The sequence below is a fragment of the Burkholderia sp. Bp9142 genome, from assembly GCF_003853415.1.
In the GTDB taxonomy this organism is placed as follows: domain Bacteria; phylum Pseudomonadota; class Gammaproteobacteria; order Burkholderiales; family Burkholderiaceae; genus Burkholderia.
Window position 1 is genome coordinate 57,622 of the sequence record NZ_QTPP01000040.1, and the last position, 14,912, is coordinate 72,533.

Sequence of the window (14,912 nt, forward strand, 5' to 3'; positions counted from 1 at the left end):
AGAGTTGCGATGAGAGCCAACCAGTTCAAGGCGATGCTCGTCGACCTGCTCAAGGCAGGGGCGGTGGCATCCATTCTGCTCGCGACCGGCGAGGCCGCGTTCGCGCAAAGCGTCACGCTGACGGCGAAGGCCACGACAGCCGCATTGCCCGACGGGCAGCCCGTGCCGATGTGGGGCTACACCTGCTCGGCGGCCGCGACGGCGCCGGCGACCTGCGCGGCGGCGAATCCCGGCGCCGGCGCGAACTGGTCGCCGGTCGTGATCACGGTGCCGCCGGGACCGCTGACGATCAGTCTGACCAACAGCCTGCCGGCGTCGGTGCCGACGTCGCTGGTGATCGTCGGCCAGCTCGGCGGCGGCCTGGGCACGACGGCAACCAGCACGGCGAGCCCGACGCACCCGACGCAGACGGCGACGACCTGGCCGATCGCGGGGACCGGCAGCGGCGCGACGTTTACGCCGCCGCCGCAGGGTCCGCGCGTGCAGTCGTTCTCGACCGAAGTGGCCAAGGGCGCGACGACGACGCTCACGTGGAGCAACTTGCGGCCCGGCACCTATCTGATCGAATCGGGCACGCACCCGTCGATCCAGGGGCCGATGGGGCTGTACGGCGTGCTCGTGGTCCGGACGCCGCCCACGGCGGGCGGGCGTTCGCTCGCGTATCCCAACATCCCTTACGACGCCGACGTGCCGCTCGTGCTCAGCGAAATCGATCCGGTGCAGAACGCCGCCGTCGCGGCCGCCGTGGCGACCGCCGGCTTCAGCGAGACGAAGGTCTGGTCGGGCCTGTCGGGCGGGTGCGGCGATTCGAAATCCGCGTCGTTCGGCACCTGCTATCCGCCGGCGGTGAACTACGATCCGCGCTATTACCTGATCAACGGTGTCGCGTTCGATCGCACGCATCCCAATGCGTCCGCCTTTCCCGCCGCCGCGCCCGTCACCACCGGCCAGGTGCTGCTGCGCTTCGTGAATGCGGGGCTGCGGATGCACGTGCCGTCGGTGGTCGGCGCGCAGACCGGCACCGCCGGCAACTCCGGCTTCTCGCTCGTCGCCGAGGACGGCAATCCGCTGCCGGGTGCGCCGCGCGTGCAGTCGACCGTCTTCATGCCGGCCGGCAAGACCTATGACGTGATGATCAACGCGCCGGCCCAGAACGCACCCGCGCTGCCGGTGTACGACCGGCAATTGAGCCTGTCGACCGACAACCATCGCGACGGCGGCATGCAGGCCTATGTCAGCGTCAACAACGGCGCGCTGCCGACGGCGGGCGGCCAGAACGTGGTCGCCAATCCCGACAAGTACTTCCTCGTGGCGGGTAATCCGCTGACCGTCGCGGATCCGGTAAAAGGCGTCATCGCCAACGACGTCGGCGTGTACGGCGTGCAGATCAAGACACCGCCGTCCGGCGGCACGGTATCGCTGAACCCGGACGGCACGTTTACCTACGTGCCGAACAGCGGCACCACGTCCGATGCGTTCGAGTACCAGGTCAACGGCAATCCGAACATCCACACGACGGTGACGCTGGCTGCGTGCACCGCGGCCGCGAACTGCCTGTCGGGCCCGCCGGTGGCGAGCGATGCCAGCTATACGAGCAACATCGCGTCGCGGCTGCAGATCGGCGCCCCCGGCCTGACCGCGTACGGCAAGGATCCCGCCGGACTGGCGCTGACCGCCACGCTGGCGGGCAGCGTGACGGGCGGCACCGTCACGGTGAATCCGGACGGATCGTTTACCGCGGTGCCGACGACGCCGCCGGTTGGCGCGGTGAATGCCACCGTGACGTTCAAGTACACGGTGGTGAACTCGCAGAACACGGCGAGCGCGCCCGCGACCGCGACGGTGACGTTCCTCGGCGGCAGCGGACTCGCCGTCAAGGTGCTGGATGCGCCGAGCACCGCACCGGGCAAGACCCCGGTTCAGCTCAGCGACTACCGCTGGATCATCGAGGAGGACCGCACGTTCCAGATCGATCCGCGCTGCCAGGTGAACGTGACGCCGCGTCCCGCCGGCTGCCCGGCGCTGCCGGTGCCGAGTCTCGGCACGAACTTCCACAGCAGCTACATGCCGGTGATTGCCGCGGGCTGCGTCGGCACGGTGGCGTGCGAGTCGAAGCAGACCGTGTACGACCCGAAGACCAACACGCACATCCCCGCGGTGTGCGACGTCGGCAACGGCGTGTGCCGGACGAACGCCTCGCAGCAAGTGCCGGTCGATCCGAGCCAGGTGGCGCTCGATCCGACGAAACGCTATTACATCTCGGTCCTGCCGGGCGACGCCGGCAACAGCTTCTCGGCCGGCGCGGGCGCGCCGCAGCCGGTCGATCCGAACAACCCGACCGGACCGCAGCGCCAGTTCAGCATCGCGCAGGACTGTCCGTCGGGCCCCGGCGGCGCGGACTTCGCGCCCGGCACGGGCACCTGCGGGCACACGATGGGCGGTGCGCCGATCGCGCCCGCGCAGAAGAACGTCAACGTGCTGGTGCAGGAAACGCCGTTGCAGACCGCGAAGATCTCGGTGTTCGTCTTCGAGGACGATGCGCCGGTCAACGGTGAAGTGGACGTGAGCGGCGGCACCGACGAGTTCGGCACGGCCCACGAGCCGGGCCTCGGCGGGTTCGAAATCAAGCTCTTCGACGACGCGGGCGGCACGGGCGACGCAACCGGGCAGATGACCTACGACATGTTCAACATGCCGCTGTCCAACTCGCTGCAGGGCACGCTCGATCCGCTCACCGGGCTGGATGCGTGCCCGATATCCCGCCAGGCCGACACGTTCGACCCGGTCACCGGCAAGCTCACCGGCACCGACGGCCTGGTCGGCATGATCCCGACCTGCCCGAAGTACGAGTCGGACGGCAAGACGCTGTCGCCGCTCGTGGGCCAGGCGGTCATCGCGAACATGATGCCCGGCCGCTACGGCGTCGTCGCGACGCCGGCGGCCGACCGGATCAGCCGCGGCGAAGAGTGGCTGCAGACGAACACGCTCGACGGGCAGAAGGCGCACGACGCGTTCATCAAGGTCGGCGGCCCGTCGTACTTCCAGGAATTCGGGCCGGCGGGCTTCCACGTGTCGATCGGCTTCGCGAATCCGAAGGTCATCAATGACCGGCTGCCCGTCGTCTGCACCGGCAGGACGTGCAACAACGCGGTGTCGGGCCAGGTCACGAACCTGCACTACAGCCGTCCGCCGAACGAGAACCTTTATAGCTCGGGCTCGCGCGATTCGCTGGGCTTTACGCAGTGCTACGTGAGTATCGGCGACACGGACGGCGAGGACATCGCGTTCACCAAGTGCGACGCCGACGGCAAGTTCTCGTTCGCGGGGCTGCCCGACGGCACGTTCCGGATCACGATCTTCGATCAATGGAACGACCAGATCGTTGACGGACTGGCGACGGCGGTGCAGCTCGCGGGCGGCCAGAGCAAGGACCTGGGCCAGCTCGCGGTGCTGCAGTGGCACACGAACCTGTACACGCGGAGCTTCATGGACCTGAACGGCGACGGCGTCTCGCAGGACAGCGAGCCCGGGCTGACGCTCGTGCCGACCAACATCCGGTTCCGCGACGGCAGCTATTCGAACTTCAACAACACGGACCTGAACGGCTTCGCCGGATTCAACGAAGTGTTCCCGCTGTTCAACTGGTATGTGGTCGAGGCCGATACGACGCGCTTCAAGCAGACGGGCGTGCACGTGGTCTATGACGCGGGCGGGCCGGTCGACGGCACGACCGGCGGAGGCAGCTCGAACATCGCGGCGAACTTTGCGAACACGACGGAAACCTCGACGGGGCAGTTGCCGGCGAACCTGCGCGTGCCGGGGGCCGTGTATTGCGACAATGCCGACTGCGGTGCCGGCCAGCGGACGGGCACGACGCCGTCGACCGGCCGGGTCGATCCGCCGTGGGTGACCACGGAGGGCTGGCAGGGCTTCTCGGGCCAGAACTCGTTCATCGAGTTCGGCAAGAAGGCCTTCGGCCCGACCGAGAACGGCGGCATCAAGGGTGAAGTGATCTACGCGTCGACGCGGCCGTTCGACGATCCCGCGCTGCTCCTCCACACGAGCTGGACGCCGGACATTCCGAACGTGACGGTCAACCTGTATCAGGAGAGCACGGCCGCGGACGGCACGCAGAGCCTGACGCTGGTCGACACGACGAAGACCTCGAGCTGGGACGACTGGGCGCAAGGCTTCCGTTCCGACGGCGCCACGCCGAACATGAACTGCCCGGGACAGGAAGCGAGCGACCCGTTCTACGCGGTCACGCTGAAGAACAGCCCCCAGTGGCTCGATCCACAGCATCGCGCGCTGCCGTACAACGCGCAGTACAAGTGCTACGACGGCATGCACGCGTTCAACCAGGTGCAGCCGGCGCCTTACGACGGGATGTACCAGTTCCCGAGCGTGACGGCCAGGAACCTGCAGAGCGGCCTGCCTACCGCCACGAACTGCAAGATCTGCGTGGCTAACCCGTCGGGCGACGGCACGCAGATGCTGCCGGCCGGTAAGTACGTGGTCGAAGTGATCGTGCCGCCCGGGTACGAGCTGGTGAAGGAGGAGGACAAGAACATCCTGATCGGCGACAACTACATCGCGCCGGTCTCGCAGCAGTTCGGCGGGCTCGGCACCATCTTCATCCTGCCCGACCAGGCGGCGATGAATTCGACCTTCAACCCGACCAATGCGCAGAACCCGACGACGGATCTCGGTTCGTTGCCGCGGCACGAAGGCGACACCGGCAGCGTCGAGACGTTCTGGCCGTGCGTCGGCGAGCTGCGCATCGTGCCCGACTACATCAGCCTGTTCCCGGGCTCGCAGGAAGTCGCGCCGTTCGCGGGCGCCTCGCGGCACCTGTGCGATCGCAAGGAAGTGACGCTGACCAACGAGATGTCGGTGCTGGCGAAGTTCTGGCTGTTCAGCTCGACGCACGTCGCCGCGCACTACACCGGCTTCATGCTGGACGACTTCTCGTCGGAATTCGACCCGTATTCGCCGCAGTTCGGCGAGAAGTTCGCGGTGCCGAACGTGCCGATCTCGATCAAGGATTTCGGCGGCAACGAAGTCGCGCGCACCTACTCGGATTCGTGGGGCATCTTCAACGGGCTCAACTATTCGACCTGGGAGGTCAACCCGCCGAATCCGACGGGTTACGCGCCGACCATGATGGTGGCCTGCATGAACGATCCGGACATGCCCGACCCGGCGCATCCGGGCCGGACGATTCGCGACCCGCTGTTCAATCCCGGGTACAGTCAGTTCTGCTACGAGATTCCGTTCATGCCGGGGCAGACGCAGTACATGGATACGCCGGTCGTGCCGGTGCAGGCGTTCGCGGAAGGCTACAACCCGCCCGACTGCGCGTATCCGGACGCCACGCCGGCGATCGCCAGCGTGACCGGCGATGCGAGCGGCGGGGGCGCGGGGCCGTGGGTCAGCGCGCCCGGCCACCGGCTGACGATCAACGCGCTCGGCGACCAGCCCGTGTCCAACAACGCGTACAACGGGCCGGCGGCGAGCACGACGCCGTTCAACCAGAAGTTCGTCACGCGCCACTACGGCTTCGGCAACCGGCCTGCGTCATGTTCGGCCGGGCCGTGCCAGAACGTCACGATCGGCGGCCTGCCGGCGGTGGTGACGTCGTGGAGCGATACGCAGATCCAAGTCATCGTCCCGCCCTTGCTCGGGCCGCAGGGTGCCTGCACGATCCAGCAGCGCGGCGTCGCGACGCCGACCGGCTGCGGCGAGCTCGTCATCACGGCCGCCAACGGCAAGCGTTCCGTCGATACGGTCACCGTCACGGTGGGCGGCAAGCCGCCGACCTACGTCGGCGGCGAGAATGCGACGGGCGACGCGCTGCAGCAGGCGATCAACAACGCGACGCCGGGCGACATGATCGTCGTCGGCCCGGGCACCTACAACGAGATGCTGGTGATGTGGAAGCCGGTCCGGCTGCAGGGCGTCGGCGCGCCGTCGGTGGTCGTCAACGCGAACACCCACCCGTCGGGCAAGATGGACACCTGGCGCAAGCTGGTCGATTGCCTGTTCGGCGTGGCGATGAATGGCGCGATGATCTCGAGCACGAATCCGTTCGATCCGAACGATCCGTCCAATGCCTTCTGCACGGCGAAGATGCGACGCCAGGTCGATCCGATTCCGTTCGAGCCGATCGTCGGCTGGGACAGCAACCTCAACGGCAACCTCGGCGAAATGCTGCTCGAGCCGTCGCTGATGGGCGCCTATGAAGGCGCGGGCATCACGGTGCTGGCCAAGGGCGTGCGGGACGTGCTGGTGGGCGGCGTACGGCAGCCCGATCCGAACTGCACCGCGAACGGCATCTGCACGCCGCTCGCGGGGCCGACCCTGCGCCAGCCGAACCCGCCGGACTGCGTCAACTACCCGAGCAACTTCAAGTGCAATCCGTCGCGCATCGACGGCATCAGTGTCACGAACAGCTCGCAAGGCGGCGGCGGGATTTTCCTGCACGGCTGGGATCATCTGATGGAGGTGTCGAACAACCGCGTGTTCTCCAACGCGGGGACGCTGACGGGCGGCATCGCGATCGGCCAGGTCGAAGTGCCGGACGGCACCATCGCGGGCGACGGCGTGACCGAGCTGCCTTACCTGTTCAACAGCAACGTGAACGTGCACCACAACTACGTCACGTCGAACGCGTCGTACGGCGATGAAATCAACTCGAGCACGCCATCGTCGGCCGGCGGCGTCGTCTTCTGCACGGGCGCCGATTTCTATCACTTCAACTACAACTGGGTGTGCGGCAACCTGAGCAGCGGCGATGGCGGAGGCGTCGCGCACTTCGGGTTCAGCTACAACGGCGACATCTCGCACAACTGGGTGCTGTTCAACCAGAGCAACAACCCGACGTTGCCCACCTACGGCGGCGGCATCATCGCCCAGGGCGTGCCGCCGGACGGGACCTTCTGCGAGAACGCGCCGGTCGACCTGGATTGCGCGCCCGAGCTGTCGGACGGCACCGGCCCGAGCCTGACGATCGACGGCAACCTGATCATGGGCAACACGGCGGAAAGCGGCAAGGGCGGCGGGCTGCGGTTGCAGCAGGTGAACGGCACCGACGTGCAGCGCAGCCCGAACAACGCGGCGAACTGGTACACGGTGCGCGTGATCAACAACATCATCGGGAACAACGTGGCGGGCTGGGGCGGCGGCGGCGTCTCGCTGCAGGACGCGGTGCGCGTCAGCTTCGTGAACAACACGGTCGTCTCCAACGACGCGACCGCGACGGCCGGCGTGCTGTTCAATACGCAAGGGGCCGCGCAGGCGAACGTCGGGCCGCCGAACTGCACGACGGTTGGCGCGGAAACGACCTGCAACCCGATCACGACGTCGACCTATCAGCCGGCCGGGCTGGAGACCGCGCGGCACACGACGAACTTCATCTCGGCGTTCACCAGCGCGGGCGTGGCGTGCCCGGCGGGGTTGCCGAACTGCACGACGTTCTCGAATCCGCTGCTGACCAACAACGTGTTCTGGCATAACCGCACGTTCTACATCACGGTGAGCGGACCGAATCCGAACATACCGGGGCTGCAGAACGCGGTCGCGCTGAACCCGACGTTGAACCAGGCCACGCATTCGACGGGTTACTGCGATCCGAACGCGGTCTACTGGGATATCGGCGGATACGGCGACACCGGGCCGGGCAACCATCAGTCGGGGCTGACCATGAGCCCGCGGTACTCGATCCTGACCGACGCGGGCGATTATCCGGGCGCGAACAACGTCGGGACCGATCCGGCGCTGGCAAGCCTGTACTGCAACGGTTCGCGCGTGCCGCCGGAGGGAGGCGGAAACGGCTTCGCGGTGCCGCCGGGCATCTCGGACACGGTGCTGCCGAACCCGTTGTTCAGCCTGCTGCCGTCGGCGGTGCCGGACGAAGGCAACCAGTGGATCAACATGTCGTACGGCCCGCTGTCGCTGTTCAACATGTCGATCGTGCCGGGCGCCGCGGGCTACGGCGTGCTGCTGGGCAACTACTCGATCACGACGGCTTCACCGGCGCGCGATACCGGCACGCCGACGGGCGCGCCGAACCACGACATCTTCGGCACGCAGCGGCCGCAAGGCACCGGCTACGACCGGGGGGCGGTGGAGTTGTCGGCTGGCGGCACGCCGGTCGATCCGCTCGCGCTGAACGCGCAGCCTTCCGGCCTGCTCGGGTTGTTGCCGCCGGGGTTGAACATCTTGACGGGAGTGGCGCCATGAAATCCTCGCGTTCCCTTGGATGGCGGGCGGCGTGCTGCGCGGGCGCCGCCTGCGTGGCCGCCGCGCTGGCCCAGCCGGCCGCGGCGCAGCAGCCGGCGCGGCAGCAGGCGCAGCCGGCGTTCGCCCGGCACTCGCCGTATCGGCCGGTGGGCCTGCCGCAACGCGCGAAGGTCTACTACCAGATGACGCGCGGCGTCGACAACATGCGGGTGCGTCACACCGCATCGGACAACCTGATCCGCTTCAGCTACCGCGTGACCGACCCGGCGGCGGCGAAGCGGCTCGGCGACAAGAGTGCGACGCCGCACCTGTACGGGCAAACGAGCCACGCGCTGCTCGACATCCCGGTGATGGACAAGATCGGCCAGTTGCGGCAAAGCGGTCCGCTGCAGGCCGGGCAGGAATACTGGATGGTGTTCTCGAACAAGGGCAACGCGATCAAGCCGGGCGAGCGCGTCAACGTGCTGGTCGGCTCGTTCCATATCGACGGCCTGGTGGTCGAATGACGCGCGGCAGGGAGCCGCGGCATAACGCAGGGAGACAACTCATGAATCGCTTTCTTTTGACGGGGATGTCGGTGGCGGTGGCGGCGGCGATGGGCCTGCTGGCGACGACGCCCGATGCGAGCGCCGCCTCGGCCGCGGGAACGGCCCAGGCCAGGGCCAGGGCCAAGGCCACGGCCAAGGCCGCGCCGGTGGCGCGCATGAGCGCGACGCAGATCGTCGAGCGCAACGTCGCGGCGCGCGGCGGGCTGCAGGCATGGCGCGCGGTCGGCTCGCTGACGATGACGGGGCTGATCGAGGCCGGCGGCAAGAAGAACACCGCGCTGCCATTCGTGATGACGATGAAGCGGCCGCACAAGAGCCGCTTCGAAGTGCGCTTCAACGAGCAGACGGCGTTCCAGGTCTACGACGGCGCGCGGGGCTGGAAGGTCAGGCCGTTCCTCGGGCGCGACGAGGTCGAGCCCTATACGCCGGCGGAAGCGAAATCGGCTGCCGCCGCGGCCGAGCTGGACGGGCCGCTCGTCGATTACGCGAGCAAGGGCACCACGGTCCAGCTGGTCGGCACCGAGCAGGTGGAAGGACATGGCGCATACGTTCTGAAGCTGACGACGAAAGAGCACGCGGAACGCCGGGTCTGGATCGATGCGTCGAGTTTTCTCGAGCTGAAGATCGACGGGGAGCCGCGCATGCTCGACGGCAGGATGCACACCGTCGCGATCTACTACCGCGATTACCGGAAAGAGAACGGTCTCGACATCCCGCATGTGCTGGAGACCGTGGTGGCGGGCGTCAGGCCGACGCACAAGCTGACGATCCAGAGCGTGAAGGTGAATGCGCCGACCGACGACGCGTTGTTCGCGATGCCGCAACTGGCGATGGCGAAGACGCCCGGCCGTTAGTCCGGCGCCGGGTATCCGGACGGGGGAGACGGACATGAAGCGTAACGCGTTGTGGGTGCTGGCCGGCTGCTTTGCGGCGGCCATGTTCCTGGTCGAGCAGATACCGGCCCAGAGCCTGAGTGCGGACCAGATCGTCGAGAAGAATGTCGCCGCGCGAGGCGGGCTCGACGCGTGGCGAAAAGTCCAGACGATGGTCTGGATCGGGCACGTGGATAGTGCCAATGCCGTGGCGCCGAACCTGCCGTTCGTGCTGGCGATGAAGCGGCCGAACAAGACGCGCTTCGAGGTGACCGTGCTGAACCAGCGGGCCGTGCGCGTGTTCGACGGCCGGGATGGCTGGAAGCTGCGACCGGGCGCGACCGGCAGGACCGATTTGCGGCCGTATACCCCCGACGAATTGAATTTCGCGCGCGACGAGCAGGTGATCGACGGGATGCTGATCGATCACGAAGCGAAAGGAATCGGCGTCACGCTCGACGGTGTCGAGCAGGTCGGCGGGCGCGAAGCGTACCGGCTCGCGGTGAAGCTGCCGTCCGGCCTGAGCCGCCATGTGTGGATCGATGCGCGGACGTTCCTCGAGGTGAAGTACGACCGCGTGGTGCGGGATCTCCGCGGCCAGCCGGTGAGCGTGGAGGTGGCCTACCTCGATTACCGGAACGTCGACGGCTTGCAGATGCCGTTCACGATCGAATCCGGCGGGGCCGCGTCGGCCAGGAAGGACCGGCTGACGATCGACAAGATCGCGCTCAATCCGCCGCTCGGGGACGCGATCTTCGCGAAGCCGGCTGCGCCGGGACGCCGCGGCTCCGTTTCGGTCGATGTCGACGCGACGCCGGCGATGCGCGGCAAGCCGATGCCCTGATCATGAACGGTGCCCGCATCCTGCGACACGCGATCGTGCGGGGCGCGCTGCCGCGCGTACGGCGCCGGCTCGCTGGCTGGGTCGGCGTTGCGCTGTTCGCGCTGCAGTTGGTGCCGTCGCCCGATGCGCGCGGCGCGTCGGGCGAGCCGCCACCGGCGCCGGCGAGCGCGGGCGCGGGCGCGGCGATCTTCCGGCAGGGCCTGCTGGGTTCGGGCGAACCGCTCGAAGCGGTGCACGACGACGGCGTGCGGCTGCACGGCGCCGCGGCGGCCTGCATGAATTGCCATCGGTACAGCGGCCTCGGCGCGCGCGAGGGCACGAGCAACATTCCGCCGATCACCGGCCGTTATCTGTTTCAGCCGCGCGTCGAGAATCCCGACGACGCCAAGGTTCCCTTCGTGCCGGGCATGCGCTTCAATCGCGAACCGTATACCGATGCGACGATCGCGCGGGCGATCCGCGAGGGCCTCGATTCGGAAGGCAAACCGCTCAGCGCGCTGATGCCGCGGTATGCGCTGAACGATGCGGACATGAAGGCACTGATCGACTACCTGAAACGCCTCGACCGGCACGGGCCGACGGGCGTCGACGACACGGTGCTGCATTTCGCCACGATCATCACGCCGGATGCGGACCCGGTGAAAAAACGCGGCATGCTCGATGTGCTCGTGAATTACTTCCACGACAAGAACGTCTTTCCGCTGGGTGCGACGCCGGCCCTGCGCTCGACGCGCAAGATGATGTTCATGGTCAACCGCCGCTGGGCGCTGCACGTGTGGCAACTCGAGGGGCCGCCCGACACGTGGCATGAGCAGTTGCGACAGTATCTCGCGCGGCAACCGGTGCTGGCCGTGGTGTCGGGACTGGGCGGCCGGAACTGGGCGCCGGTTCACGATTTCTGCGAGCAGGAGGCGGTGCCCTGTCTGTTTCCGAACGTCGAGGTGCCGATCGAAACGGATCACGATTTCTATTCCGTGTATTTCTCGAAGGGCGTGCTGCTCGAGGCCGGGCTGATGGCCAGGCGCATGCTCGACGAGGCGGGCGCGGGGCCGGCCGCCAACACGGTGCGAACGGTCCGGCAGGTCTATCGCACGGGCGACAACGGCGAGCGCGGCGCGCAAGCGCTTGCCGCCGCGCTGAAGACGCACGGCATCGCGGTATCGAACCAGGCGCTTGCGCCCGGCGAGCCCATCGCGCGCGCGCTGCACGGCGTGTCGCGCGACGACGTGCTCGTGCTGTGGCTGCGGCCGCCCGACATCGCCGCGCTCGGCCATGCGCCGCCCGCGTCGGACACGGTCTACATGTCGGGGCTGCTCGGCGGGCTCGACAACACGCCGCTGCCGACGAACTGGCGCGGCGTGACGCGCATTGCCTATCCGTTCGACTTGCCGGAAGGGCGGCGCGTGCGCGTCGACTATGCGTATGGCTGGTTCTCGATCCGGCAGATTCCGGTGGTCGCGCCGCAGGTGCAGGCGGACACCTATCTCGCGTGCGGCCTGCTCGCCGAAACCCTGAGCCACCTGGTCGATGCGTTCGTGCGCGAGTACCTCGTCGAACGCATCCAGGACATGCTCGAACGCCGCATCCTGACCGGCTACTACCCGCGCCTGACGCTCGCGCCCGGGCAGCACGTGGCGTCGAAGGGCGGCTATATCGTCCGGTTCGCCGGGCCGGACCGAATGAAGCTCGTCGCCGACGGCGGCTGGATCGTTCCGTGAGCGATGGCGCGGGGCGACGGGATCGGGTGGAGATCAGACCGCGTTAAGGGGGAGTTGCCCCATGCCGGTTCCGGCCGGCGGTTCGCACAATGAAGACATCACGCGACGCTCGAAGGTCGCGCAGGCGAGTGGCGGCATATGGCTTTGGGGAGAAGCAGCCATGACAACGTTTCTGGTCGACCCTGGCGCAGGTCATCGCTGGATGCGGCGCGGCGGGATGATCGTGCTCGCGGCGTTCGCGTTGCTGCAGGCGTCCATCGCGCAGGCGCTGCCGATCTTCGCGCGCCAGACCGGGCAGAGCTGCGTCGCGTGCCATGCAGGCGGGCAGTTTCCCGAACTGACGCCGTACGGGCGCATGTTCAAGCTGAACGGTTATACGTTGGGCGAGCGCACGATTCCACTCGCGGCGATGGCCGTCGGCGACCTGAGCAAGACGAGAGCCAACACCGACGCCAGTGGCAATCCCGTCACGCCGAAGAACGGCCTGCCGATCTTCGACTTCGCGAGCGTGTTCCTTGCCGGGAAGATCACCGACCATCTCGGCGGTTTCGCGCAATTCACCTATGCGAACTACGATCATCAGGATGCCAACGGAAAATGGAAGGGCTGGTGGGCGTCGGACAATACCGACTTCCGCTTCGTCGACCGGATCATCTCTCCCGCCAACGATCTGATCCTCGGCCTGACGCTTCACAACAACCCGACCGTGCAGGACGTCTTCAATACCGCGCCGGCCTGGAGCTATCCGTACCTCGGCTCGGCGATCAGCCCGGTTGCCGGCGTGCCGGTCACGCCGATCATCGAGGGCGGTCTCGAGATGCAGGTCGTCGGGATGGGCGCTTACCTGTACTGGAACAAGCTGGTCTATGCGGAGCTGACCGCCTACAGCACGGCCGATGGCATCTGGTCGTTCCTGAGCAAGGGCAACCACGCGGGCAACCCGGACCACCCGCAGGTCTATCTGCGTGGCTACAACCCGTATGCGCGTATCGCGCTGACGCGCGAATGGGGCCCGCATAACATCATGGTCGGCGCGTTCGGGTTGAGCGTCGACATCTATCCGAACGACCCGAACAGTTTCCCGATCTTCGGCACGGGCGTGACGCGCTATCGCGACTACGGTTTCGACACGCAGTATCAGTACCTGCTGGAGCCGCACACGATCACCGCGCAAGCGCGTTACGTGCGCGAAAACATTCATGATCCGAATAATTTCGTCGTGAGCGACAACACGGCAGCGAACCTGAATTCGCTGCGGCTCAAGGCGTCGTACATCTACCAGGCCAAGTATGGCGTCAGCCTGTCGTTCTTCAATACGACGGGCACCGCGGACAGCACGCTGTATGCGGGGAGCGCGAACTTCCATCCGAATACGCAGGGCTGGACGCCGGAAATATTCTGGATACCCGATCAGCACATTCGCATCGGCCTGCAGTACACGCACTTCACCAAGTTCCTCGGCGCGAAGACCAACTACGACGGCATGGGGCGCAACGCGAGGGACAACGATACGTTGTTTCTCTATCTATGGCTCGCTTCCTTCTGACTTCCCGTCCGGCCTTTCCCGCGCATCCGGCCGACTGGACCACGCGCAACGGGAGAGGGGCGCGCATCTCGCATCGCGTGTCGATGCGCATGCGCGGCGGCGCCAAACGGGATCGCATCGGAAGGCGGCAGAAAATGTGGCAGGGAGGTCGGTGACATGAACAAGGTGGCCCATCTCGTCTCGCTCGCGATGATGCTGGCCGGGGCCGGTTGCCACGACCTGGAGCGGTCGCGGCAAGTCGACAACCCGGCCGTGGCGGGCAAGACCATCGCGCTGCAGGTGTGCTCCAACTGCCATGGCGCGACCGGCGTCTCGGTGTCGCCGCAGTTTCCGAAGCTCGCCGGGCAACGCAAGGAATACCTCGTCGATCAGTTGACGGACTTCAAGCATCACGCGCGCGCCGATCCGAATGCGAAGCGGTACATGTGGGGCTTCACACATCTGACCGACGCGCAGATCGACGACATCGCCACCTATTTCTCGAGCCAGCATGCGGGCCTCGGCGAAGCCGGCGATCGCGCGCTGATCGACGCGGGCAGGGCGATTTTCGTCTCGGGCCTGCCGGACAAGGGCGTCGCGGCGTGTATCGGATGTCATGGCCAGCATGGGGAAGGCGTCGACCGGTTCCCGCGTCTCGCCGGTCAGCATGCGGATTACGTGCTGAAGCAGCTCAGGATCTTCAGGGAAACCGACACGCGGCCACGCGGCGCGGTCATGAAGAGCGTGTGCGCGAACATGACGGAGCAGGAAATGCGCGCCGTCGCGGTATTCGTCGAGGCGTTCCCGGCGGAACCCGAGACAGCGGCGAGCCCGCCGGCCGATCAATGAGCCGGCGGCGGTGAAGCCGGCGCGCGGGGCGCGCACGCAAGCCGGCGCCGACGGCGATCTTTTCGGTGTCTCGTCTCCCCCGGGGCGGGGCACTGCTTTTTATTTCAGCCGTGCGCGGCGACATCGTGGGGATGATGATGAAGGTGATGCGATTCACTCGCGGCGGTGCGGCTTCCATTGCCGCGCCGTCGTACCGGCAAACAGATGTGATGCGCGAGGTTCGGGCACTCGAGCCGGACGACGACCGTCCGTTCCTCGCACGCCTGTCGGTCATCGACTGGCTGTTCGCCCTGGCACTCGTGGTCGGCGCGGGCT

Annotated in this window: 7 protein-coding genes and 1 pseudogene; all 8 read left to right on the forward strand. The window is 67.2% G+C overall.

The annotated features are described in order from the left end of the window. Nucleotides 1–9: 9 nt before the first annotated feature. Nucleotides 10–8,241 (forward strand): choice-of-anchor Q domain-containing protein, encoded by an 8,232-nt coding sequence (locus tag DIE22_RS31175; protein ID WP_185640732.1) that lies wholly within the window; start codon nt 10–12, stop codon nt 8,239–8,241. Further along, nucleotides 8,238–8,747, forward strand: coding sequence for a hypothetical protein (locus DIE22_RS31180; RefSeq protein ID WP_124501472.1), 510 nt, complete (start codon nt 8,238–8,240; stop codon nt 8,745–8,747). The genes DIE22_RS31175 and DIE22_RS31180 overlap by 4 nt, the downstream gene beginning before the upstream one ends. A 41-nt stretch (nt 8,748–8,788) precedes the next feature. Further along, entirely contained in the window at nt 8,789–9,643 is an 855-nt protein-coding gene (locus DIE22_RS31185; protein WP_124501471.1) for an outer membrane lipoprotein-sorting protein, read from the forward strand. Nucleotides 9,644–9,677: 34 nt separating this feature from the next. After that, on the forward strand, nt 9,678–10,505 hold the full coding sequence (locus tag DIE22_RS31190) for a hypothetical protein (protein ID WP_124606858.1): 828 nt from the start codon (nt 9,678–9,680) through the stop codon (nt 10,503–10,505). Between the two features lie 2 nt (nt 10,506–10,507). Continuing rightward, nucleotides 10,508–12,223 (forward strand): c-type cytochrome, encoded by a 1,716-nt coding sequence (locus DIE22_RS31195; RefSeq protein WP_124501469.1) that lies wholly within the window; start codon nt 10,508–10,510, stop codon nt 12,221–12,223. A gap of 160 nt (nt 12,224–12,383) precedes the next feature. After that, the gene (locus DIE22_RS31200) at nt 12,384–13,769 is read left to right on the forward strand and encodes a cytochrome C (RefSeq protein ID WP_185640733.1); all 1,386 of its coding nucleotides are present in this window, start codon (nt 12,384–12,386) and stop codon (nt 13,767–13,769) included. Between the two features lie 156 nt (nt 13,770–13,925). Next, complete coding sequence (locus DIE22_RS31205; RefSeq protein WP_124606859.1) at nt 13,926–14,597, forward strand: cytochrome c; 672 nt, start codon at nt 13,926–13,928, stop codon at nt 14,595–14,597. A gap of 131 nt (nt 14,598–14,728) precedes the next feature. Beyond that, nucleotides 14,729–14,912 (forward strand): annotated as a pseudogene (locus tag DIE22_RS31210) (hypothetical protein); the annotation flags it as partial.

Excerpts from the sequence above, each read along its gene's own strand:
- DIE22_RS31175 (WP_185640732.1), top strand. The coding sequence starts at position 10 with ATGAGAGCCAACCAGTTCAAGGCGATGCTCGTCGACCTGCTCAAGGCA.
- DIE22_RS31180 (WP_124501472.1), top strand. The coding sequence starts at position 8,238 with ATGAAATCCTCGCGTTCCCTTGGATGGCGGGCGGCGTGCTGCGCGGGC.
- DIE22_RS31185 (WP_124501471.1), top strand. The coding sequence starts at position 8,789 with ATGAATCGCTTTCTTTTGACGGGGATGTCGGTGGCGGTGGCGGCGGCG.
- DIE22_RS31190 (WP_124606858.1), top strand. The coding sequence starts at position 9,678 with ATGAAGCGTAACGCGTTGTGGGTGCTGGCCGGCTGCTTTGCGGCGGCC.
- DIE22_RS31195 (WP_124501469.1), top strand. The coding sequence starts at position 10,508 with ATGAACGGTGCCCGCATCCTGCGACACGCGATCGTGCGGGGCGCGCTG.
- DIE22_RS31200 (WP_185640733.1), top strand. The coding sequence starts at position 12,384 with ATGACAACGTTTCTGGTCGACCCTGGCGCAGGTCATCGCTGGATGCGG.
- DIE22_RS31205 (WP_124606859.1), top strand. The coding sequence starts at position 13,926 with ATGAACAAGGTGGCCCATCTCGTCTCGCTCGCGATGATGCTGGCCGGG.